This is a genomic window from Mesorhizobium sp. (assembly GCF_041661565.1).
GTDB lineage: Bacteria > Pseudomonadota > Alphaproteobacteria > Rhizobiales > Rhizobiaceae > Mesorhizobium.
The window spans coordinates 1-20,562 of record NZ_JBAZUD010000005.1; the positions used below are offsets into that span (position 1 = coordinate 1).

Annotated in this window: 20 protein-coding genes and 1 pseudogene; 8 read left to right on the forward strand and 13 right to left on the reverse strand. The window is 63.2% G+C overall.

Going from position 1 to position 20,562, the window contains the following annotated elements; genetic code table 11:
• Together WC739_RS01735 and WC739_RS01740 are read right to left on the reverse strand one after the other, a co-directional pair.
• Positions 1-331 (reverse strand): annotated as a pseudogene (locus tag WC739_RS01735) (hypothetical protein); the annotation flags it as partial.
• 92 nt (positions 332-423) lie between these two features.
• Positions 424-1,032: a TetR/AcrR family transcriptional regulator gene (locus WC739_RS01740; protein WP_372951283.1), complete on the reverse strand. Its 609-nt coding sequence runs from the start codon at positions 1,030-1,032 to the stop codon at positions 424-426.
• Positions 1,033-1,151: 119 nt separating this feature from the next.
• On the opposite strand from WC739_RS01740, the gene WC739_RS01745 reads away from it, so the two are divergent.
• Complete coding sequence (locus tag WC739_RS01745) at positions 1,152-2,375, forward strand: MFS transporter (protein WP_372951284.1); 1,224 nt, start codon at positions 1,152-1,154, stop codon at positions 2,373-2,375.
• A 53-nt stretch (positions 2,376-2,428) separates the two neighbouring features.
• On the opposite strand, the gene ribB is transcribed toward WC739_RS01745, so the two are convergent.
• Both ribB and aroC read right to left on the reverse strand, forming a co-directional pair.
• Positions 2,429-3,529: a 3,4-dihydroxy-2-butanone-4-phosphate synthase gene (gene ribB, locus WC739_RS01750; protein WP_372951285.1), complete on the reverse strand. Its 1,101-nt coding sequence runs from the start codon at positions 3,527-3,529 to the stop codon at positions 2,429-2,431.
• Between the two features lie 94 nt (positions 3,530-3,623).
• Positions 3,624-4,739, reverse strand: coding sequence for a chorismate synthase (gene aroC, locus WC739_RS01755; RefSeq protein ID WP_372951286.1), 1,116 nt, complete (start codon positions 4,737-4,739; stop codon positions 3,624-3,626).
• 183 nt (positions 4,740-4,922) lie between these two features.
• Between aroC and WC739_RS01760 the strand changes: the two genes are divergently transcribed.
• A complete protein-coding gene (locus tag WC739_RS01760) occupies positions 4,923-5,183 on the forward strand; it encodes a DUF1344 domain-containing protein (RefSeq protein ID WP_372951287.1) in 261 nt (86 codons plus the stop codon).
• 27 nt (positions 5,184-5,210) lie between these two features.
• On the opposite strand, the gene WC739_RS01765 is transcribed toward WC739_RS01760, so the two are convergent.
• The 4 genes from WC739_RS01765 to WC739_RS01780 form a co-directional block, all read right to left on the reverse strand.
• Positions 5,211-5,798, reverse strand: a complete 588-nt coding sequence (locus WC739_RS01765) for a histidine phosphatase family protein (RefSeq protein WP_372951288.1) — start codon at positions 5,796-5,798, stop codon at positions 5,211-5,213.
• A 43-nt stretch (positions 5,799-5,841) separates the two neighbouring features.
• On the reverse strand, positions 5,842-6,660 hold the full coding sequence (fabI, locus tag WC739_RS01770) for an enoyl-ACP reductase FabI (protein WP_224661462.1): 819 nt from the start codon (positions 6,658-6,660) through the stop codon (positions 5,842-5,844).
• 105 nt (positions 6,661-6,765) lie between these two features.
• Positions 6,766-7,695 carry a DnaJ C-terminal domain-containing protein gene (locus WC739_RS01775; RefSeq protein WP_372951289.1) on the reverse strand — a complete coding sequence of 310 codons (930 nt, stop codon included), beginning with the start codon at positions 7,693-7,695 and terminating at the stop codon, positions 6,766-6,768.
• 98 nt (positions 7,696-7,793) lie between these two features.
• Positions 7,794-8,255 carry an RT0821/Lpp0805 family surface protein gene (locus WC739_RS01780; RefSeq protein WP_372951290.1) on the reverse strand — a complete coding sequence of 154 codons (462 nt, stop codon included), beginning with the start codon at positions 8,253-8,255 and terminating at the stop codon, positions 7,794-7,796.
• Positions 8,256-8,295: 40 nt separating this feature from the next.
• Between WC739_RS01780 and pdxH the strand changes: the two genes are divergently transcribed.
• A complete protein-coding gene (pdxH, locus tag WC739_RS01785; protein WP_372951291.1) occupies positions 8,296-8,913 on the forward strand; it encodes a pyridoxamine 5'-phosphate oxidase in 618 nt (205 codons plus the stop codon).
• 10 nt (positions 8,914-8,923) lie between these two features.
• Here the strand turns inward: pdxH and WC739_RS01790 are convergent, their stop codons facing one another.
• Positions 8,924-9,676 carry a crotonase/enoyl-CoA hydratase family protein gene (locus tag WC739_RS01790; RefSeq protein ID WP_372951292.1) on the reverse strand — a complete coding sequence of 251 codons (753 nt, stop codon included), beginning with the start codon at positions 9,674-9,676 and terminating at the stop codon, positions 8,924-8,926.
• Positions 9,677-9,695: 19 nt separating this feature from the next.
• Positions 9,696-11,465 carry an acyl-CoA dehydrogenase gene (locus WC739_RS01795; protein ID WP_372951293.1) on the reverse strand — a complete coding sequence of 590 codons (1,770 nt, stop codon included), beginning with the start codon at positions 11,463-11,465 and terminating at the stop codon, positions 9,696-9,698.
• 213 nt (positions 11,466-11,678) lie between these two features.
• On the opposite strand from WC739_RS01795, the gene WC739_RS01800 reads away from it, so the two are divergent.
• A complete protein-coding gene (locus WC739_RS01800; RefSeq protein WP_372951294.1) occupies positions 11,679-11,903 on the forward strand; it encodes a hypothetical protein in 225 nt (74 codons plus the stop codon).
• Positions 11,904-11,962: 59 nt separating this feature from the next.
• On the opposite strand, the gene WC739_RS01805 is transcribed toward WC739_RS01800, so the two are convergent.
• Positions 11,963-12,865, reverse strand: coding sequence for a hypothetical protein (locus WC739_RS01805; protein WP_372951295.1), 903 nt, complete (start codon positions 12,863-12,865; stop codon positions 11,963-11,965).
• 603 nt (positions 12,866-13,468) lie between these two features.
• Here WC739_RS01805 and WC739_RS01810 point away from each other — a divergent pair.
• Both WC739_RS01810 and WC739_RS01815 read left to right on the forward strand, forming a co-directional pair.
• Positions 13,469-14,905, forward strand: coding sequence for a caspase domain-containing protein (locus tag WC739_RS01810; RefSeq protein WP_372951296.1), 1,437 nt, complete (start codon positions 13,469-13,471; stop codon positions 14,903-14,905).
• A gap of 227 nt (positions 14,906-15,132) precedes the next feature.
• Positions 15,133-16,233 carry a glycoside hydrolase family 25 protein gene (locus WC739_RS01815; RefSeq protein WP_372951297.1) on the forward strand — a complete coding sequence of 367 codons (1,101 nt, stop codon included), beginning with the start codon at positions 15,133-15,135 and terminating at the stop codon, positions 16,231-16,233.
• On the opposite strand, the gene purD is transcribed toward WC739_RS01815, so the two are convergent.
• Together purD and WC739_RS01825 are read right to left on the reverse strand one after the other, a co-directional pair.
• A complete protein-coding gene (gene purD, locus WC739_RS01820; RefSeq protein WP_372951298.1) occupies positions 16,230-17,522 on the reverse strand; it encodes a phosphoribosylamine--glycine ligase in 1,293 nt (430 codons plus the stop codon). The genes WC739_RS01815 and purD overlap by 4 nt on opposite strands.
• A gap of 155 nt (positions 17,523-17,677) precedes the next feature.
• Complete coding sequence (locus WC739_RS01825) at positions 17,678-18,496, reverse strand: phytanoyl-CoA dioxygenase family protein (protein ID WP_372951299.1); 819 nt, start codon at positions 18,494-18,496, stop codon at positions 17,678-17,680.
• 88 nt (positions 18,497-18,584) lie between these two features.
• Here WC739_RS01825 and WC739_RS01830 point away from each other — a divergent pair, with 88 nt between their 5' ends.
• Entirely contained in the window at positions 18,585-19,496 is a 912-nt protein-coding gene (locus tag WC739_RS01830; protein WP_372951300.1) for a LysR family transcriptional regulator, read from the forward strand.
• Positions 19,497-19,564: 68 nt separating this feature from the next.
• On the forward strand, positions 19,565-20,548 hold the full coding sequence (gene ubiA / locus WC739_RS01835) for a 4-hydroxybenzoate octaprenyltransferase (RefSeq protein ID WP_372951349.1): 984 nt from the start codon (positions 19,565-19,567) through the stop codon (positions 20,546-20,548).
• Positions 20,549-20,562: the final 14 nt, after the last annotated feature.

Below are 20,562 nucleotides of genomic sequence, written 5' to 3' on the forward strand. Positions count from 1 at the left end.
GGTCCTGGCCGCCGGGAATGTCACGCCCGTCGATCAGATGGACCATGACGGCGATGTGGCCTGCCTTGACGACATAGAGGATGTATTCGCGGATCCAGTAGACGGCGATCGAGACGACGCCGAAGCCGACCACGCCGCCCCACAAGGCAAAGGACAGCGGCCCGTCTGGATCGGTGGAGATATGCCCGACGCCATAGCCGACGGAAGCACCCGTGCCGGTCGCCACGATGTAGGCCAGCGTGATGCCGAAATAAACGATCATGCGAAAGACGATGAAGGGCCAGGTGCGCATCATGATGGACACCGACCGGCCGATATCGAAATCCCACATGCCCCGACTCTCCCCTCAGAGATTGCTTTGAAGGATGCGCTCAACCCGGCTATTGTCAATTGCGATAGCAGCGCCGGGCGTCAGTGGCGCCTTCAGTTCGGCTGGCGATCCGTCCTTTTGAGCAGGCCTTCGAGCAACTGCTTGAAGGCCGCCACGACTTTCTTCGATGTCGCTTCGGGGTCTTTCGAATTGGCGATCCGCTGCGCCGCCTGGCTGCTGGCGCCGTTGATCAGCCGTGCGGCGGTCTCGGGGTCGACACTCGAGACGACCACCCCCTCCTCTTGCAGCGCTCTCAGGTGATCGGTCGTTGAACCGACACAGGCATTGGCATTCGACCATTGTGCCGGATCTCCCAGCACAGCCGGGCCGTCCCGGAACATGATGCGCTGGATTTCCGGCTCCAACGCCATCTCGATATAGGTCGTGCATTCGTCGACGAAGTGCTGCCACCGGGTCGGCGCTTTCGAGGCGACCTCATTCACCCGAGCCGCCATCTCGCCATCGATTTCGGCGATGACCGCCTCCAGCAGCCCCTTCTTGTCGCCAAAATGGTGATAGAGTGCGCCGCGCGTCAGCCCGGCGGCTGCGGTGAAATCATCCATCGACGCTTCGGCATAGCCTGCCGTGCCGAAGGCATGGCGGGCCGCGGCGATCAGCTTGGCACGCGTCTCCGCGACCATTTCCTTGCGGGGTCTGTGCATTGCGTCTGGCCCTATATACATACGGTCCGTATGCCAATTGACATACGCCGCGTATGATTTATGTAACCCTCATACGCTTCGTATGTAATTGCCAGATCGGCTTTTGTCGAGGAACTACAATGCAAAACCCGTATGCTGAAATCTTTCGTGCTCCGGGAGCCAAGGGCTTCGCGACCGCCGGCTTCATCGCCCGCCTGCCGATCGCCATGGCGCCGATCGGTATCGTGGCCATGCTGTCGCAGACACGTGGCGAATACTGGGTGGCGGGCGCTGTCTCTGCGACATTCGCCCTGGGAAACGCATTCGTTTCGCCGCAAACTTCGAGGCTGGTGGATCGCCTTGGGCAGACGCGGGTTGCGGTCCCCACCACCCTGATCGCCTTCATCGCCTTTGCTGTGCTGATTGCGGCGGCCAATCAGGACTGGCCGGTATGGACCCTGTTCGTCTCGGCCCTGGCGGCAGCCGCCATGCCCAGCATGCCGGCCATGGTTCGCGCGCGCTGGACCGAGCTTTTTCGCGGACGTCCGCAAATGAACACGGCATTTGCCTTCGAGTCGGTCGCGGACGAGCTGGTCTATGTTGTCGGCGCGTCGCTTTCGGTGGGACTTAGCGCTGCGCTGTTTCCGGAAGCCGGAGTCCTGGCCAGCACGCTGTTTCTTGCCATTGGCTGGGCCGCGTTTATCCTGCAGCGTTCAACCGAACCAAAAGTGCGGCCGGTTGGTCGTGGCCCAGCTGGCTCGGCAATCCGACTGAGGCCGGTGCAGATCATCACCTTCGCCATTATCTTCGTTGGCGCGACCTTCGCGACGACGGAGGTCAGCACGATCGCACTCACCAAGGAGTTCGGGCAGCCCGGTGCCGCCAGCCTCGTCATCGGCGTCTATGCCGTGGGATCGTTCCTGCTCGGCATTGCGGTCGGCGCGCTCAGCCTCAAGGCGCCGCTACAGCGGCAACTCGCCGTTGCGGTCGCCGTCCTGGCGCTTAGCACATTGCTGCCGCTCACGGCTGGCTCGGTGCCACTGCTGGCCCTGACCGTCTTCCTTAGCGGCGTCGCGATCTCGCCGACCTTCATCACCGCTTTCGGCCTGATCGAGCGGCATGTGCCGGAAGCGATGCTGACCGAGGGCATCACGTGGGTGACGACAGGAATCGGCATCGGCATGGCGCTGGGCGCGTTCGTCGCCGGCGCGGTGGTGGATGCGTTCGGCGCCCAGAGCGGGTTCTGGGTCTCCGTTGCATCGGGCGCGATTGCGCTGGCCACAGTGCTGCTCGGCCAACGCAGCCTGGCCATGCCCGAGTGCGACCTGGGCGGATGCGAAACGGGTGTCATCCCCGCGGGATGATCCTCGAAACGCCCGGTTGCGGACGGCCGGGCGCCGTCCCTCTCGACTGACCTTCAGAGAATCTCGGTCTTGGCGATGTGGATGCCAAAGCCTTCGAGGCCGACATAGTGGCGTTCGCGCGAGGCGATCAGATTGATCGAGGAAATACCGAGATCCTTGAGGATCTGCGCGCCGAGCCCGATCTCGCGCCATTCGTTCTCGCGGCGGCGCGCTTCTTCGTGATCCTCGCGGTCGCCGCTCGACGGTCGCTTGCGCTCCTGGTGGGCAACGCCGACCGAGCCCTCTCTGAGATATACGATGACGCCGCGCTTGCGCTCGCCCAGCAACTTCATGATGTTGTCCAGCCTGTGGCTGGTGCCGAACACGTCAGCCATCACATCCTCAGGATGCAGGCGCACCGGCACTTCCTCGCCATCGCGAATGTCTCCGAACACAAGCGCCACATGGTGCGTGGAGTCCCAGGGCAGCGTGTAGGTGTAGACCTGCGCCCTGCCGCCAGGCGTTTCGATTTCCGAACAAGCCACGCGCTCGACCAGCGTCTCCTTGCGTTGCCGGTAGGCAATGAGGTCGGCGACCGAAATCTGCTTGAGGCCATGTTCTTCGGCGAAGGCCGCAACCTGGGGGCCGCGCTTGACCGTGCCGTCGTCATTGACCAGTTCGGAAATGACGCCGACGGGCGGCAGGCCGGCAAGCTTGCACAGGTCGACGGCGGCTTCGGTATGGCCGGAGCGCATCAGCACGCCGCCCTCGCGCGCGATGAGGGGGAAGATGTGGCCGGGGCGGACGAAATCCGAACCGCCGACATTGCCGTTGGCGAGATTGCGTACGGTCAACGTGCGGTCCTCGGCCGAAATGCCGGTCGTCGTGCCGTGCTTGAAGTCGACGCTGACGGTGAAGGCGGTGGTGTGGGCGGAGTCGTTGTCGGCGACCATCGGCGACAAATTGAGGCGCTTGGCTTCCTCGCGCGGCATCGGCGTGCAGACGATGCCGGATGTGTGCCGGACGATGAACGCCATCTTTTCCGGCGTGCAATGCACCGCGGCAACGATCAGGTCGCCTTCGTTCTCGCGCCCGTCATCATCCATGACGACGACGATTTCGCCGCGTTCGAAGGCGCGCAGGGCTTCGACGATCTTCTTCTGGTCGTAAGGCATTGGCTCGCTCTGCTCGCAGGGATTAGGGAATAGGGTAGTAGGGATCAGGGAAAAGGAATAATTGGCTGTTTCAGTGGGCTGCGTAGCCTACTGCCTACTGCCTACTGCCTATTCCCTGCCCCGTCTGTCCTCGATGTCGCAAATAGTGATCGGCGATGGCGCAGGCCACCATCGCCTCGCCGATCGGCACGGCGCGAATGCCGACGCATGGGTCATGGCGGCCCTTGGTCATGACCTCGACGTCGTTGCCGTCCTTGTCGATCGACTTTCGCGGGGTCAGGATCGACGAGGTCGGCTTGACGGCGAAGCGGGCGATGATCGCCTGGCCCGTCGAGATGCCGCCGAGTATGCCGCCGGCCTTGTTGGACAGGAACACCGGCGTGCCGTCATTGCCCATGCGCATCTCATCGGCATTCTGCTCGCCGGTGATGCGGGCGGCCTCGAAACCGTTGCCGATCTCGACGCCCTTGACGGCATTGATCGACATTAGTCCCGACGCGATGTCCTGGTCGAGCTTGGCGTAGATCGGCGCACCGAGGCCTGGCGGAACGCCGTCGGCGACGATCTCGATCACCGCGCCGACCGAGGAGCCGGACTTGCGGATGCCGTCGAGATAGCGTGTGAAGACGGGCACCGATGCAGGATCCGGGGTGAAGAACGGATTTTCCGCATCACCGACGAAATTCCAGTTCCAATTGGCGCGGTCTATCGCCATCTCGCCCATCGAGACCAGCGCGCCGCGCACCACCATGCCGGGCACCACCTTGCGGGCCAAGGCACCTGCCGCCACCCGCGCGGCCGTCTCGCGCGCCGAGGAGCGGCCGCCGCCACGATAGTCACGAATGCCGTATTTGACGTCATAGGTGTAGTCGGCGTGACCCGGCCGGTATTGGCGGGCGATCTCGCCATAGTCCTTGGAGCGCTGGTCGACATTCTCGATCAGCATCGACACCGGCGTGCCGGTGGTGATCATCGTCTCGCCGTCGTCGTCGAGAACGAAGCCCGACAGCACCTTCACTTCGTCCGGCTCACGGCGCTGGGTGACGAAGCGCGACTGCCCCGGCCGCCGCTTGTCGAGTTCGGCCTGGATTTCCAGCCGGGTGAAGCGGATGCCGGGCGGACAGCCATCGACCACGCAGCCGAGCGCGGCGCCATGGCTCTCCCCCCAGGTGGTGACGCGGAAAAGATGGCCGAACGTGTTGTGAGACATGGAAAGTGCCCTGCCCGGCGATCCGAGCCGGCTGAAGCCTGCCTTCTATTGGCGTTTTTAGCAGGGGTCAAACTGTGATCCGGCGGATTTAGTTTTGACACATTCGGTTGGTTTCTGCTCTCTTCCATTCGCCGTTGAGGAACCGCCGCCACCGTGCCGGCGCAATGACCAAAGAGGACGATGATGCGTACCCTGATTGGCGCTGTTGCCGCCACATTGATGCTCTCCACCACCGCGTTCGCCGGCCAGACCGAGGGCCTGATCAAGAAGGTCGACAAGGACGCGCTGACGCTGACGCTGGACGACGGCAAATCCTACAAGCTGAATGCCGAGACCGATCTCGACGCGCTAAAGCCGGGTATGGACATCGTCATCGCCTACGACGTGACGAATGGCGAAAACGTCATCACCGACATGGAACTGCCGGACAGCTCGGCGAACTAGAAAGACCGGAGCCAAACCGAAACGGCCTCACAGCCACTCCAGGCTGTTGCCTTCGAGTTTAAGCAGGCGATCCTGCGGTATGTCCAGGTTCGATGCCTCCTCCTCGGCCATATCGAGCACGAAGCGAAACAACGTCCGTATGACGCCGCCATGCGTGACGCACACGGTCTGACGGCTCAAACCGTCGAACCAAGGCTTCACCCGATCGAGCAACATCTGGTAGCTCTCGGCGCCATCGCCAGGCGGTTGGAAGTTCCATTTATCGAGATTGCGAGTCCTGCTAACGCCCGGGTATTTCGCCTCGAGCTCGGCAAAGGTGAAACCTTGCCAATCGCCGAAATTGACTTCGACGAGCCGAGGATCGGTTGCGTAGGCGTCCGGATCAAGCTTCATCGCGGCGCGGATGCGCTGCATCGTTTCGCGCGTGCGCTTCATCGGGCTGGCGACGAAGTCGAAATTCCGGGCATTGCCGATGTATTCGGCAAGCCGATGGCCGTTGCGGGTCGCCTGTTCGCGGCCAAGCGCGTTGAGATCGGTGTCGGCCTGCCCCTGCAGCCGGAATTCCGCGTTCCACGCTGTCTGGCCGTGGCGCGCGATATAAACCAGCGGGTACATCAGGGCTTCCGGTATGGGACGGGGCGGATCAAGGGCGCGGGCGTTAGTCCTTGACCGTCGAGATATCCGGCGCGTCGACGGCCTTCATGCCGACCACGTGATAGCCTGAATCGACGTGATGCACTTCGCCGGTGACGCCGCGCGACAGGTCGGAGAGGAAATAGACGCCGGAATCGCCGACCTCTTCCTGGGTGACCGTCTGTTTCAAAGGCGAATTGTATTCGTTCCATTTCAGAATGTAGCGGAAATCGCCGATGCCGGATGCCGCGAGCGTCTTGATCGGGCCGGCGGAAATGGCGTTGACACGGATCTTCTTGGCGCCGAGATCGACGGCCAGGTAACGCACGCTGGCCTCGAGCGCGGCCTTGGCGACACCCATCACGTTATAGTGCGGCATCACCTTTTCAGCACCATAATAGGTCAGCGTCAGCAGCGAGCCGCCATTGGTCATCAGCGCCTCGGCACGCTTGGCGATGGTCGTGAAGGAATAGACCGAAATGTCCATGGTGCGCAGGAAATTGTCGCGCGTCGTCTCGACGTAGCGGCCGGTCAGCTCGTCCTTGTCGGAAAAAGCGATGGCATGGACGAGGAAGTCGAGCTTGCCCCAATGCTGGGCAACGTTGGCGAAAACCTCATCGAGGCTGGCCGGATCGGTGACGTCGCAATGGCCGGCGACAAAAGCGCCCAGTTCCGCCGCGAGCGGCTCCACCCGCTTCTTGAACGCCTCGCCCTGATAGGTCAGCGCGATCTCGGCGCCATGATCGACGCAGGATTTGGCGATGCCATAGGCGATCGATCTGTTGTTGGCGACGCCCAGAATAAGGCCGCGCTTGCCGGCCATAAGGCCCTGTCCACCCGCCATGTAAGCGCTCTCCGCAAGGTTTTCTGCTTTGTGGAGTGCCTATCGCACAGGCACAGGGCCCCTTCAAGCGCTCAACCGGACAGTTCGGGGGACAACAGCCGCCAATCAGCCTTTTTGGCTGCGCAACAGCGATTCGAGCGCGGCATCCCCGCCTTCCGGAAGCATGATGCGCACATGGGCGTAGAGATCGCCGTGGCCGCCGGCTTTTTCCGGCAGGCCCCTGCCCTTCAGCCGCAGCACCTTGTCGGAACTCGACCAGGCGGGAACGTTGACAGCAAGCTTGCCGGTCGGCGTCTCGACCGGCACCTTGGCGCCAAGCACGGCGTCAGCCAGCGCCACCGGCAGATCGGCATGCAGGTCGCGGCCCTCGATGCGGTAGCGCGGATGCCGGCGGATATGAATCTTGACCAGCGCATCGCCGGGCTGGCCCGGCCCTTGCTCGCCCTGGCCCTTCAGCCGGATGGTCTGGCCGTCTTCGACATAGGCCGGCAGCTTCACCGCCACCTTGCGACCATCGGGGAACATCGCCGTCACCTTTTCGGCGGTTGCGGCTTCCTCGATGGTGACGTCGAGCGTCACGTTCAGGTCGGCGGCAGCGGCAGGCTGGCGCCGGCCACCCGCACCACCGCCGCGCGCGCCCGTAAACGCATCGCCGAAAATCTGGCTGAAGATATCGCTGTTGCCGTCGAAAGGATCGCCGCCCGGGCGGCCCGAGCGGAATTCGAATCGCGAACCGCCGGCGCCTTGCTGCTGGCGAAAGCCGCCAAACGGATCGCCGCCGCCGGCAGCGCCTTCGAAGCCCTGGAATCGCGGCTTGCCTTCGGCGTCGATCTCGCCGCGATCGAAGGCGGCACGATTCTTCTCGTCGCCGACGATCTCATAGGCCTGATTGGCCGCGGCAAAACGGTCCTTCGCCTTGGGATCATCCGGATTCTGGTCAGGATGATGCTTCTTGGCGAGTTTCCGATACGCCGATTTTATGTCCTTGGCCGATGCGTTCTTGGCAACGCCCAGCACCTCATAGGGGTCGCGCATGCTTATTGCCCTGGAAATGAGTTGAGTCCACGTTGCCCCCTATATGCGCTCGCATAGGAAGAAATTCCAGTGCGTACCGCCATATCGGCAGCGGAAAATCAGAGCGCCTTGAAGCCCTGCATGCGCCACCCACCGGCGCTGGCCAGGCACAGCTCGCCCTCGAACATGGCGACGCCATCGAAGCTTTCCCGCGAGGCCTTGAACCGGCGGCATGTCTGGCCGTTGTCCTTCAATTCCGCGAGATTGGTGATCGAACCGCGTGATCCCGTGCCGGCATTCGCCCATGGCACCGATTGGCCGCCGAGTTGCTCGATGTCGGCCGAGGACACCGCATTGCCGATCGTCATCTGGTCGGAGTCGCGCTCCGAATCGCTCGGCGCGGCCGAGGTCGATGTGCTGCTGGTCAGGATCGAGCGGTCGACTTCGGCCTTTTCCAGGCTGAAGCCGCCCGTTCCGCAGCCCGCAAGCGGCAAGGCGATCATCACCATCGCGGCTTTCGCGCTGGCCGAAGCGATAAAACGCCATTGCCTGCTGTCAAAAGCTTGCGCGATACGCGACAATCGGCAACCTCCCCTGCTCCGTGACAATTTGAGAAAAACTATGAGTGACACAGAGTTAACAAGCAGTGACTTTACCGAGGCGGCCGAGCCGTTTCGCCTCTTTGCCGCGTGGCTGGAGGACGCCACGAAGAGCGAGATCAACGATCCCAACGGCGTCGCCCTGGCGACCGTCGATGCCGATGGCATGCCTGACGTGCGGATGGTGCTGCTCAAGGGGTTCGATGAAAGCGGGTTTGTCTTCTACACCAATTTCGAGAGCGCCAAGGGCCAGGAGATTCTGGGCAGCATGAAGGCGGCGATGTGTTTCCACTGGAAATCGTTGCGCCGGCAGGTGCGCATTCGCGGCCCAGTGGAGGTCGTCAGCGATGCGGAAGCCGACGCCTACTACCAGACGCGGCCTCGTGGCAGCCGCATCGGCGCCTGGGCCTCGAAGCAGTCGCGGCCGCTCGAAAGCCGCTTCGCGCTTGAAAAGGCGGTTGCCGAATACACGGCACGCCATGCGATCGGCGAGATTCCGCGGCCGAAGCACTGGTCGGGTTTTCGCATCGTGCCGCGAACGATCGAATTCTGGCACGACAGGCCATTTCGGCTGCACGACCGGGTCGTATTTTCATCCAATGCCGCAAGCGGCTGGGACAAGACGCGGCTTTATCCCTGACGCGGGACGATCAGGCCTTCTTCCTGGTCATGAATGCCGTCAGCGCGGCGCGCGCCTCGTCGGATTGCAGCCGCTCGCGAAAGTGCGCGCTTTCCTCGGCGATACGGGCGACAAGCTCTTCGCGCGAGCCGCGCATCAGATCGCGCGCTATCTTCAGCGCCTGTGGCGGCTTGGCGGCGATCTGGCCGGCCGCCGCCAGCACCGAGGCCTCCAGCGAGCCCTCCTCGACCACCTCGTGGATCAAGCCGGCCGCTTTTGCCCTCTCGGCCGAAAGGCCTTCGCCAAGCCCCAGCAACGCAAACGCACCTTGCTGTCCCAGGATGCGCGGCGCCAGCAGGCTCGATCCAGCCTCCGGCACCAGGCCGAGATCGACGAAGGGCGTCCTGAACACGGTGCGCGGCGTGGCGAAGGTCAGGTCGCAATGCAGGTTCAGCGTCGTGCCGATGCCGACCGCGATACCATCGACACCAGAGACCATCGGCTTCTCGACCTTGGCTAGGGCCATAAGGAAATCCCAGACCTCGTTGCCACCCTCGCCACCGGTGGCGACGATCATGAAATCGGCAAGGTCGTTGCCGGAGGAGAAGGCGCCGGGTGCGCCGAGGAAAACATGCACGCGGACCGAGGGGTCGGCGTCGCCTTCGCGCAGGGCGGTCGACATGCACGCATACATGGCGCGCGTCAGCGCGTTCTTCTTGTCGGGGCGGTTCATGCGGATGATCTGGATGGCGCCCTGGCGCTCGACGAGAATATGCTCCGTCACGGTGTTTTCCTTGTGAATTTCAGGCCGAAATCAGCGTCTTGCCGGCAACAGTGAGGCTTTCCGCGCCATCGACAACGCGCTCCCTCAAGGCGCGCGCCTCGCCGAGAAGGTTTTCAGCAAAGAAACGGCAAAGCGCGATACGGCCGTCATCGGCAAGCCCGCCCCGCGCCAGATAGGCGCCGCCGGCGGCGAGCGACATCAACCTGAGGTAAGGCGCGGCACCGGCCAGCGCTTCGTCCGTCCGGCCCTCGGCCGCCAGCTTCTGCAGGAAGCGGGTCGCTTGCGCCAGATCGGCGAATGCCTCGTCCAGGGCATCGGCGGTGCGGCCGAAACCCTCCAGATTGGATGTTCGCAGGGCGTTGGCGACCGCGGCAAGTTCGGCGATGTAGCCACGCACATGGGCGCCGCCGCCGAGCGGCAGCTTGCGCGTCACCAGATCGATCGCCTGGATTCCGTTGGTGCCTTCATAGATCGGCGCTATGCGGGCGTCGCGATAGAGCGCGGCTGCTCCCGTTTCCTCGATGAAACCCATGCCGCCATGCACCTGGACACCGAGCGATGCGACATCGACGCCGACATCGGTCGAGAACGCCTTGGCCAGCGGTGTCAGCAGATTGGCACGGTCGCGCCAATGCACCGCTTGGTCGCCAGACGACTGGCGCGCCATGTCCATGGCGTGGGCACAGGAATAGCTGATCGCGCGCGCGATCTGCGTCATCGCCTTCATGGTCAGGAGATTACGCTGCACGTCGGGGTGGTGGATGATCGGAGCCATGCCCGCCCCGGTGTAGCTCGCCGCCTTGCCCTGGCGACGGTCATTGGCATAGGCGATCGCCTTCTGCGTCGCGGCTTCGGCGACGGCGACGCCCTGCATGCCGACAGAGAGACGGGCGTTGTTCATCATGGTGAACATGCAGGCGAGGCCCTTGTTCTCCTCGCCGATGAGCCAACCGACAGCGCCCGGCGCGGCGCCCTCGAAACCGTCGCCATAGATCATCGTGCAGGTCGGCGAGGCGTGAATGCCCAGCTTGTGTTCGAGGCCTGAGCAGAAGACGTCGTTGCGCGCGCCCACCGAACCATCGTCGCCGACCAGGAATTTCGGCACCAGGAACAGCGAGATGCCGCGCGTGCCGGCCGGCGCGTCGGGCAGCCGCGCCAGCACCAGATGGATGATATTATCGGTGAGATCGTGCTCGCCGTAGGTGATGAAGATCTTCTGGCCGAAGACGCGGTAGGTGCCGTCGCCGGCTGGCTCGGCGCGGGCGCGCAACGCGTTGAGGTCCGAACCGGCCTGCGGCTCGGTCAGGTTCATCGTCCCCATCCATTCGCCCGAGACAAGCTTTGCCAGATATTTCGCCTTGAGCTCCGCTGAGGCGTGTTTGTCGAGCGCCTCGACCGCGCCCATGGTCAGCGTCGGCCCGATGCCGAAGGCCATCGCCGCCGAATTCCACATTTCGAGCGCGGCGACGCCCAGCATTGTCGGCAATGCCTGGCCGCCATACGCTTCCGGCCCGGAGAGAGCATTCCAACCGCCGTCGATCCATCGGCGATAGAGTTCCTTCCAGCCAGGCGGCATGGTGACGGCGGCGCCGTTCAGAACCGCACCGTGTTCGTCGCCGATCTTGTAGAGTGGCGCCACTTCCTCGGTGGCGAAACGGCCGGCCTCGCTGAGAACGGCGTCGACCAGATCCTCGCCGAGATCGCCGAACGTGCCGGCATCGAGGGCCGGCTTCATGCCTGCCACATGCTTGAGCGTGAAAGCGATATCCTCGACCGGCGCCCGATACATACCCGCTTCTTCCTCCTGCCCGCCGGCCCCCTGGCCGATCCTAGGCACAGTGTCGCCGCAAAGCCATGCGGCCTTGGCTGTCTCGGCCCTCTTTTTACGTAAACGTCAAACGTTGTCACGCGGATTTTGCAATCGCGCCAACCCGTATTAGATTGCTTGTAGGCCGGACCAAGTCGACCGGCGACAGACCGACACAGCGGAACCAAACCACCCATGCTTGCCAGACCCGACGCCTATCGCTGCATCGAATGCGGCCTGCCCTATCGGGCCGCGGAGTTCCAATACCATCAGGGAAGACTTGAGAACGGCGCCGCCTACTGGTCGGATCGCGGCATATTGTGCTCGCCGCAATGCTCTCTCGCCCACCACCAAAAACGCGCCTCCGAAGGCACGCTGCGGCAAGAGCCCGCACCCGACCCGTTTGAGATACGACGCTAGCCGGAAACCGAGTGCCCTACGGAGCGGCAGAAATGACTAGTCCGTCGTCTGCCATTGGTTCAGAACGCGACCTTTAGGCCCAGCTTGCCGCTGACGGTTGAACTGTCCTGGGACCATTTGCCCCTGATCTCGCTGCTGACAGTGGTCGATGGCGACATTTTCAGATTGAAGCCGGCTGACAGCGCCGTCGAGAAGTCCGCGTCCTCGAAATTGCTCTCGACACCGAATACGCTCGCGGTGTTTGAATAGCCGAAGCGCTGCTGCAGGTCAGCGCGCGCGTAAGGGCTGATCACCATTCCGTTTCCGAGCTGATAGTCGGCATAGATTCCAGGTTCGAACTTGATCGCGCCAAATGACAGGCGGCTTTTTCCGTACGGATTGCCAAGGGTGTCGGCGTACTCATCGCCGGTGAAGGTGACGCCAAGCAATCCGCCGCGCAGATCGAAGCGCACGCGGTCGGTCAAGTTGAAGATGCGGCCGACCGACCCGGTCATGGCGTAGCCCTGCGTGCCATACGAGCCGGAGCTGAAGCCTGTGCTCTCCACATCCGTGTTGCCGAGGAACGCCGATGCAGCCACAAGCAGATAGCTGGTGCCGCGACGGTAGAGCCCATAACCGCCGAACATACCGCTTCTGTTGGTGGCTTCCCCACTGGGAGGAAAGAAGCCGAACGCATCGGCGTTAACCTTGGCCGACGCAAAACCGCCAAACAGGCCGAGGTTCAATCCGAGCTCATTGTCGAGACCGAAATGCTTGGCGGCGTTGAAATCCACGCTGACCGCTGCGGAGAATTCATCGACGTCGAAGTCCGGACCAGTGGTCAGGGACGGTCCCCTCGAAATCTTGAAGCCGTCGTGCTCCGTGTGGGCCAGCTGACCTGAAGCGAAGACGCCGAACGGCGCTTGCGGGGTGCCTTTGGCGAGGGCGACATCCGCGAGGATCGCGTCATCGACAATATCCATGAGAGCGTCCAGGGACGTGTCGACAACCGCGCCATTGGCAGTTCCGTTGAGATAGCACGGCCCTGACAGAGTGATTCCATCATCCACGAAGATGCAGGCGAAAGCCTTCGAAGGCATCAGGACCAATATAGAACCAACCGATAACGCGACTGCGTTACACAGTTTAAAATTCCATTTCTTCTGTGACATTGTCATTTCCCCTCATTATTACAACAAATATAATAATAGTTAGGAATGCAATTCTCAGGCTATATTCAAGGCTGCAGCTGACCTCGGTGTGCAGGCGCCACATACTGGCCCTGCACTGTCCCCAGAATAACATATCATGCCGTGTTATGATACGGTCTCGGTCGTTGAAACGACTTCCGCATGCCGTAGCGCCCACGCTACTTGCGGAGCTTGGCCGTCGGAGCGATCATGGACCACAAGCCGGCGCCGGTCCAAAGTCTGTCGCCAGGCCCTCGCCCTTTCTTTGAGGCGGCTTGTGATGTAGAATCCGCTGGTCTTCGGAGATACGGGTTACCGGCGTTCGAGGGACGGCGCACGGGCCGGATGGACACTTCGACGGCGCGAACATTGTCGCAGCTGAGACGAGCCCATGACATGACCAACAGCCTCTTCCGGCGTTTCGCTGCGGTCCTTCTGGTCATGTTTTTCGGCTCGATCGGCACCCAGGCCGCGGTCGAGGAAGTGCTTGCTCCAAGGCCAAGCAAGCGGCTCGCCATCGTTATCGGCAACTCGAACTATCAAAGCGCTCGCCTGCAGCATCTGACCAATGCGGTCAACGACGCCACACAGCTTTCCGAAGGCCTGAAAAGGCTGAATTTCGATGTGCTGACAGGGCTTGACCTTTCTTCGGACGGGTTTGCGAAGCTCTTCGACAGGGCCGAGAGCAAACTCGCGACCGCGAGCGCAGTGGTGATCTTCTACGCCGGTCACGGCGTCCAGTTACAAGGGGAGAATTATCTCCTGCCGGTCGATACACCCGACCCCGAAACCCTGGAAAGACTGACGGCCGGCGCGGTCAGGCTCAACGACGTCATCGCGAGATTTTCCAACCGCGAAAGGCAGACATTCATTTTTCTCGATGCCTGCAGGAACAACCCGGTTGGCAAGGGCGCCAGCATGATGGATGGCCTCGCCCAGGTCGAAGTGGGCGAAAACACGTTTGTTGCCTTCGCTACCCAGCCCGGCAACATCACGGCCGATGGCTCCGGAGACAACAGCCCCTTCACCACCGCCCTCTTGCGAAACGTCGAGATACCCGGGCTCAGCATCTCGGATATGATGATCCGCGTTCGCAACGAGACGGAGGCCCTCACGGCCGGTCGTCAGGTTCCATGGGACCAGTCGAACCTTCGCGAACAGTTCTATTTCACCGAGCAACAAGTGCTCGACCCGGCGAAGTTGAGCTCCAGCCTGTCGCGCATTCTGTCGGACCCGGCCGCCAAGCAGAAACTGTTGGTCGAGCTTGCTTCCAACGACCTTCAGACCGCCGTGCTTATCGTCGGACAAACGTTGCGATCGGCCGAGATCCCAAGCCCATCCGACGTTCCGCCGGAACCGCCAGCCACGCGGCTCGCCAGCCTTGAAGGGGCTCGGCAAAGCGTGGTTTCCGGCCTTGAAACATTGATCGTCGGAACGTCGGCTGGCGAGCCGGGGCCTGCGAAAGCGAGCGATCTCGCGCGCAGCATCCAGACCGAATTGCGGCGGCTGGGCTGTTATCGCATGACGGTCGATGGGGATTGGGGCAAGCGCTCGGTCCAGGCGCTCAACAGCTACTACAGGAACACCAATCGGCCGGCGCCGGCGACCGAACCGACAGTCGAACTTCTGGGCGATCTCTTCTTGCACTCCGGCCGCGTCTGCAAGGATCCAGTCATCGTGAAGGCCAGTCGGTCGAAAGTCGCTTCGGATGCCGCGCGCAAAAAGGCAGCGGCTGGCCGAAAGCCATCCCCCACCCAACGGTCGCCATCGTCGCGCCCCGCCGCTCCTCCTCCCGACATCAGTGGCGGGGTCGGCATCGGTGGTGTGTTCTAGCGTCGCTTCGGAAGCATTGGGAAGCATTCCTTAACCATGACGGTTCAGGATTTGCCCTTGGTCAACGGGGAGTCCCTGTTTTGAAGTTTCCGGGGCGTTTTCATCGCCGTTCAGCGAGCGCCATGCCGACGGCCGGCGAACCCGTGTTGCCTCGGCAAGCCGCGTCCCCGAAATCCCCACGCCTCTTCGGGCGATATGCGCTGACACTTGTCGCTTTCGCGACGACCATGGCGCTGTCGTGGGCGGCGAAAGCATCGGATTTTTCCGAACCGTGGAAGGACGCCGACCGGGCCCTGGTCATCGACGCCTACGAGTATAATTCCATCGACTGGGCGCAACTTGCCACCGACAAGCGCATTGTCGGCTTCATCAACAAGGCTTCGGACGGACTGCCGCCGCCCTATTTCTGTTTCGGCGACGACATCGCGGTGAAGCTCTGCAAGTCTCTGTGGAAACGCCATGCGGTGGCGCGCGAACTGTTCCAGACCCGCCGGGTGGTGGCCAAGGCCCTCGGCCTGAAATGGGGCGCCTACCACCTCGCGCGTCCCGGCAATCCGGTCGAGCAGGCCAACAATTTCCTCGACTTCGCCGACCCCGCGCCGGACGATCTTCTCGCACTCGATATCGAAGGCACCGACACGACACAGTTCATGTCGCTGGACGATGCCGAGGCGTTCGTGCGCCAGGTGCATCGGCGCATCGGCCGCTTTCCGGTGCTCTACGCCAACGGCAAGACCGCCCGATACATCGCCGACAACAGCTACAAATATGGTCTGCTGTCGCGGCTGCCGCTCTGGTACGCGCGCTACCGGCCCGACATCGACATGCATTTCCCGGTGGGCAACTGGCAGCGCTACGCACTCTGGCAGTTCTCCGCGCAAGCCAATTGCGGCCGGTCGCGTTGTCCCTACAGGGTCGCCGGCACGCCGGACGACATCGACGTCAACGTCGCCCCGGTCGATGCTAAGACGCTGCGTCAGCAATGGCCGTTCGGTGGCCTGATAGACGTCCCTGCCGATTATCTGGCCAGCGTACCGGTTCCCGTCTCCCGGGAAGCGGCATTGGCAGGCAAGACCACCATCATCTACGCCGATGTGGCAGCGCCGCCGACTTTCGAGGAAATTGCCGCCGTGCTCGGTTCGAGTTGGTCACGCTTCCGGGACGGCTTCCGCATGCCCGTCGTGCCCCGGCGGCCAGGGTTCGGCATCGTCCAATATGTTGCCTGGACTCGGGCCGGGCGGCATTCACCCGGGCAGCCCGACGCCGCCTTCGATGCAGTGGATCCGATCAGCACGGCCTCGACCGAGATCGATCGCGGCCAGCGTTAAGCCTTCGTCCCCGAATTTGCCCGTTCCCGTGCCACGGCCTGCCAGCCTATGTCGCGGCGGCAGAAGCCGTCGGGCCAGTCGATGCGGTCGAGCGCGGCATAGGCTCGTCCCTGCGCCTCCCCAACCGTTGCACCTGAAGCCGTGACGTTGAGGACGCGGCCGCCATTGGCAACAAGCGCACCGCCATTGACCGCGGTGCCGGCCTGGAAGATCTGGACGCCAACGCCCGTTGCCTCTTCGACGCCGCGGATGACCGACCCTTTTTCCGGCGTGCCGGGATAGCCCCTGGCCGCCATCACCACGGTAAGGGCCGCCTCGTCGCGCCAACGCACCGAGCTGTGCGCGAGCTGGCCGTCGGTCGCGGCATTGAGCAGCACCAGCAGATCGTCCTTGAGCCGCATCATCAGCACTTGGCATTCCGGGTCGCCGAAACGGGTGTTGTACTCGATCAGCCTCGGTCCGTTGTCGGTGATCATGAGCCCGGCAAACAGCACGCCCGAGAACGGCGCGCCAAGTTCGGCCATGCCGCGCATGGTCGGCTCGACGATCTCGCGCATGGTGCGCTCGACCATGTCCGGCGTCATCACAGGCGCTGGCGAATAGGCGCCCATGCCGCCGGTGTTGGGGCCGGTATCGCCCTCACCAACCCGCTTGTGGTCCTGCGCGGTGCCGAAGGGGAGCGCGGTGGTGCCGTCGCAGAGGCAGAAGAAGCTCGCCTCCTCGCCGGTCATGAATTCCTCGATCACGACTTCCGCACCGGCACCCCCGAAGGCGCCATCGAAACAAGCGTCGAGCGCCGCCTGCGCCTCGCCCAGCGTCATGGCGACGGTGACGCCCTTGCCGGCGGCGAGCCCATCGGCCTTGATCACGATCGGCGCGCCCGTCTTCTCGACATAGGCCTTGGCGGATGCCAGGTCGGCGAAACGGCCATAGGCGGCGGTCGGGATGCCGTATCGGGCACAGAGGTCCTTGGTGAAGCCCTTGGAACCTTCGAGCCGCGCGGCGGCTTTCGAGGGCCCGAAGACACGAATGCCTTGCGCACGCAGATCATCGGCGATGCCGGCGACCAGCGGGCCCTCCGGGCCGACCACGACGAGGTCGATCGCCTTGTCCTTGCAAAAGGCAGCAACGGCTGCGTGATCGGTGATGTCGAGCTTCAACAGTTCGGCTTCGCCGCCGATGCCTGGATTGCCGGGCGACGCATAGAGCCTGGTCAGCAGCGGCGACGCGGCGAGTTTCCAGGCGAGCGCGTGTTCGCGGCCGCCAGAGCCGAGAAGAAGAACGTTCATGGCCACCTCGTGATGCCGACTTCGAACCAGTCTCTTGGAGCAACCCGCTATTGCTCTAAGCAGGACGGGTCAAGACATCAGGGTGTTTTGGTCAAGATTGCGCACGGGAACGTTACCCGCGCCGAAGGCGGGGGCCGGGTACATATGCCCTCCCCTCAGCCCGGGAAGACGACCGGAAACCAGTCCTCGCGCAGTTTCTGACCCGGCTGCATGCCGTGGCCGGGATAGGGGGGCGAGGTTCTGCCCGGGCGTTCGACATAGCGCGCATCGTCACCGACCCAGCGCAACGACAGCGCCCGGCGCCGCGCCGAGGTCAGGTTGCCGCGTGCGCCATGCGCTGTCCTGAAGTCGAACAGGATGGCGTCGCCCGGTTCCATTTCCCACTCAAGCACCTTCAGCGAAGGCTCCTTGTCCGGGTCGGGCACCGGCAGATAGTCACCCTCACCCGCATAGAAATTGCTGTCGTCGAGCCAGCGCACGGGCAGAATCATCTTGTCCCATTTGTGCGACCCGGCGATCAGCCGCAGCGTCGCCTCCTTGACCGGGTCGATCGGGATCCAGATGCTCACGGTCTGGCGTCCATCGACGAAATAATAGGGAATGTCCTGGTGCCACGGCGTCGGCTTCTGCGTTCCGGGTTCCTTGACCAGCACGTGATCATGGAAGAACTGCGCGGTGCGCGACTGCATCACCGCCGCCGCCAGCTCGGCGGCTGGCGATTTCCGCACCACCTCGACGAATTCGGGAATGCGCTCCCAGTTGCAGTAATCGTCGAAGAAACTGCCGCGGCCATTGGCGATGTCGGACGCGGTCGCGCTGCGGTTGAGCATGTTGCGCTCGATGCCGGCGGCAATCGTGTCGACCCAGCCCGTGAAGGCGCCACGAACGCAAACCGCGCCGTCGCGCTGATAGTCGGCAATCAAATCCGCGTCGATCGCGGGACCGGCGGTGCTGGTAGCGGCTTGCGAAGCCATGGCGCTCTCCTTGTGGAATGCCCGACTATCGCAGGCACTTCTCATTTGGTAAAATAATAACTTTCCATTTGATACATAGAGTGGGCCTATGACTGCCACCCTCACCCAATTGCGCTATCTCGTCGCCGTCGCGCGGCATGGCAGCGTCACCGGCGCGGCGAGAATGCTGAACGTCTCGCAGCCTTCGATTTCGGTGGCGATCGACGCGGTCGAGAGGAACTTCGGTCAAAAGCTGTTCGTGCGCCAGCGGGGAAGCGGCGTGTCGCCGACATCCTTCGGCCGCGCTGTCATTGCCAAGGCAAGGCAGGTGCTCAGCGAATCGGACGAACTGATGGATCTGGGCTCGAGCAAACCCGCCATCAGTGGCGAGCTTGTGCTGGGATGCTTCGAGGATCTGGCGCCGTTCTTCGCCCCGGCCCTCATCCGCGCCTTTTGCGAACGCTATCCAGCCGTCAAGATCGTCGTGCGTGACGAGACGTTCGAGACGCTCGGGCGCCGGCTTGGCGACGGCGCGATCGATCTGGGTCTGACCTATGATTTGAGCCTGCCGACGCATTTTGCCCGGATCCTGCTGCGCGAGCTTCGGCCGCACGCGCTTTTGCCGGCGGGCCATGCTTTGGCGGACAGGCCCACGGTCAGCCTCGCGAATCTGGCGGCCTATCCGTTGATCACGACGGACCAGCCACACAGCTGGCAGCACATGCTCGACCTGTTCCGCAGCCGCGGCCTTTCGCCCGTGGCCGATACGACGACAAGCTCGTTCGAACTGCAGCGCAGCATGGTGGCCAACGGCTTCGGCGTTGCGGTCAGCTATACCCGCCCGCACGGTGACCGCAGCTATGACGGGCTGCCGCTCATCTGCAAGCCGCTGTCGGATCCGCTGCCCATGCAGCGGATCCTGCTCACCTATGACACGCATCAGCGGGTATCGAATGCAGCGCTGGCGTTCATCGAGGTGGCCAAGGGTTGGTTCGCCACCCGCGACATCTTTGCCTCGTGAAAGCCTGACGGGCGCTGCTCCTCCGCTTGCCGCTTGACGGTTTCTGCCGCCGCTGCCACTCCATGAAGATGGAAACTATCCAGTCGAAAGCGGCCCAGGGCCGTGTCGCCGATGCACCGAACGGCCATTGGGTCTACCGCGTGCTGCCGCGTTCGACTTGGCCCTATGCCCAGCTTGCGCGATGGGACAGGCCGATCGGCTGGCAGTTGCTGCTGTGGCCATGCTGGTGGTCGGCCGCACTCGCGGCGAGCGCCTATCCGCGCCCCGGCGATCCGCTGCTCTCCTTGCTGCCGTCGCCGTGGTATCTGGTGCTGTTCCTGATCGGCGCCATAGCCATGCGCGGCGCCGGTTGCACCTACAACGACATCGTCGACGAAGACATCGACAACAAGGTCGAGCGCACGCGCTCGCGGCCGCTGCCGGCGGGCAAGACGACGCGGCGGAGGGCGTGGGTGTTTCTGATCGTACAGGCGCTGATCGGCCTGGCCGTGCTTATACAGCTCAACAGCTTCGCCATCCTGCTCGGCATCTGTTCTTTGGCCGTCATTGCCATCTACCCTTTCATGAAGCGGGTGACCAACTGGCCGCAGCTGGTTCTCGGCCTCGCCTTTTCCTGGGGTGCGCTGATGGGATGGGCAGCCGAGTTCGGCGACCTCGATGGGCCCGCGGCCATGCTCTATATCGGCTCGATCCTGTGGGTAATCGGCTACGATACGATCTACGCGCATCAGGACAAGGAGGATGACGCCATTGTCGGCGTGCGCTCGACGGCACGCCTGTTCGGCGACAACACCAAATTGTGGCTGGCGGGGCTCTATGGTGGCGCGCTGATCTGCTTCGCCGTCGCCTTCGCGTCGGCGCAGGCGCCGGTGGTGGCGCTGGCCGGTCTCATCGCCGCCGGCGCGCATCTGGCGCGGCAGATCGCCGTGCTCGATATCGACAACCCCGACCAGTGCCTGCGGCTGTTTCGATCGAACAACCAGGTCGGCTGGCTGATCTTTCTCGGCCTCATCGGCGGCGCTGTCTGGGTGGCGCTGAAGCCGCTGGTGTAGCGGCTTTTTCCCTT

What these genes read in the sequence shown, in the direction of transcription:
- WC739_RS01805 (WP_372951295.1), bottom strand. Translation starts at nt 12,865, where the DNA reads ATGGATATTGTCGATGACGCGATCCTCGCGGATGTCGCCCTCGCCAAA.
- WC739_RS01745 (WP_372951284.1), top strand. Translation starts at nt 1,152, where the DNA reads ATGCAAAACCCGTATGCTGAAATCTTTCGTGCTCCGGGAGCCAAGGGC.
- WC739_RS01815 (WP_372951297.1), top strand. Translation starts at nt 15,133, where the DNA reads ATGGCGCTGTCGTGGGCGGCGAAAGCATCGGATTTTTCCGAACCGTGG.
- fabI (WP_224661462.1), bottom strand. Translation starts at nt 6,660, where the DNA reads ATGGCGGGTGGACAGGGCCTTATGGCCGGCAAGCGCGGCCTTATTCTG.
- WC739_RS01775 (WP_372951289.1), bottom strand. Translation starts at nt 7,695, where the DNA reads ATGCGCGACCCCTATGAGGTGCTGGGCGTTGCCAAGAACGCATCGGCC.
- purD (WP_372951298.1), bottom strand. Translation starts at nt 17,522, where the DNA reads ATGAACGTTCTTCTTCTCGGCTCTGGCGGCCGCGAACACGCGCTCGCC.
- WC739_RS01795 (WP_372951293.1), bottom strand. Translation starts at nt 11,465, where the DNA reads ATGTATCGGGCGCCGGTCGAGGATATCGCTTTCACGCTCAAGCATGTG.
- WC739_RS01810 (WP_372951296.1), top strand. Translation starts at nt 13,469, where the DNA reads ATGACCAACAGCCTCTTCCGGCGTTTCGCTGCGGTCCTTCTGGTCATG.
- ubiA (WP_372951349.1), top strand. Translation starts at nt 19,565, where the DNA reads ATGGAAACTATCCAGTCGAAAGCGGCCCAGGGCCGTGTCGCCGATGCA.
- WC739_RS01800 (WP_372951294.1), top strand. Translation starts at nt 11,679, where the DNA reads ATGCTTGCCAGACCCGACGCCTATCGCTGCATCGAATGCGGCCTGCCC.
- aroC (WP_372951286.1), bottom strand. Translation starts at nt 4,739, where the DNA reads ATGTCTCACAACACGTTCGGCCATCTTTTCCGCGTCACCACCTGGGGG.
- WC739_RS01825 (WP_372951299.1), bottom strand. Translation starts at nt 18,496, where the DNA reads ATGGCTTCGCAAGCCGCTACCAGCACCGCCGGTCCCGCGATCGACGCG.
- ribB (WP_372951285.1), bottom strand. Translation starts at nt 3,529, where the DNA reads ATGCCTTACGACCAGAAGAAGATCGTCGAAGCCCTGCGCGCCTTCGAA.
- WC739_RS01830 (WP_372951300.1), top strand. Translation starts at nt 18,585, where the DNA reads ATGACTGCCACCCTCACCCAATTGCGCTATCTCGTCGCCGTCGCGCGG.
- WC739_RS01740 (WP_372951283.1), bottom strand. Translation starts at nt 1,032, where the DNA reads ATGCACAGACCCCGCAAGGAAATGGTCGCGGAGACGCGTGCCAAGCTG.
- WC739_RS01760 (WP_372951287.1), top strand. Translation starts at nt 4,923, where the DNA reads ATGCGTACCCTGATTGGCGCTGTTGCCGCCACATTGATGCTCTCCACC.
- pdxH (WP_372951291.1), top strand. Translation starts at nt 8,296, where the DNA reads ATGAGTGACACAGAGTTAACAAGCAGTGACTTTACCGAGGCGGCCGAG.
- WC739_RS01765 (WP_372951288.1), bottom strand. Translation starts at nt 5,798, where the DNA reads ATGTACCCGCTGGTTTATATCGCGCGCCACGGCCAGACAGCGTGGAAC.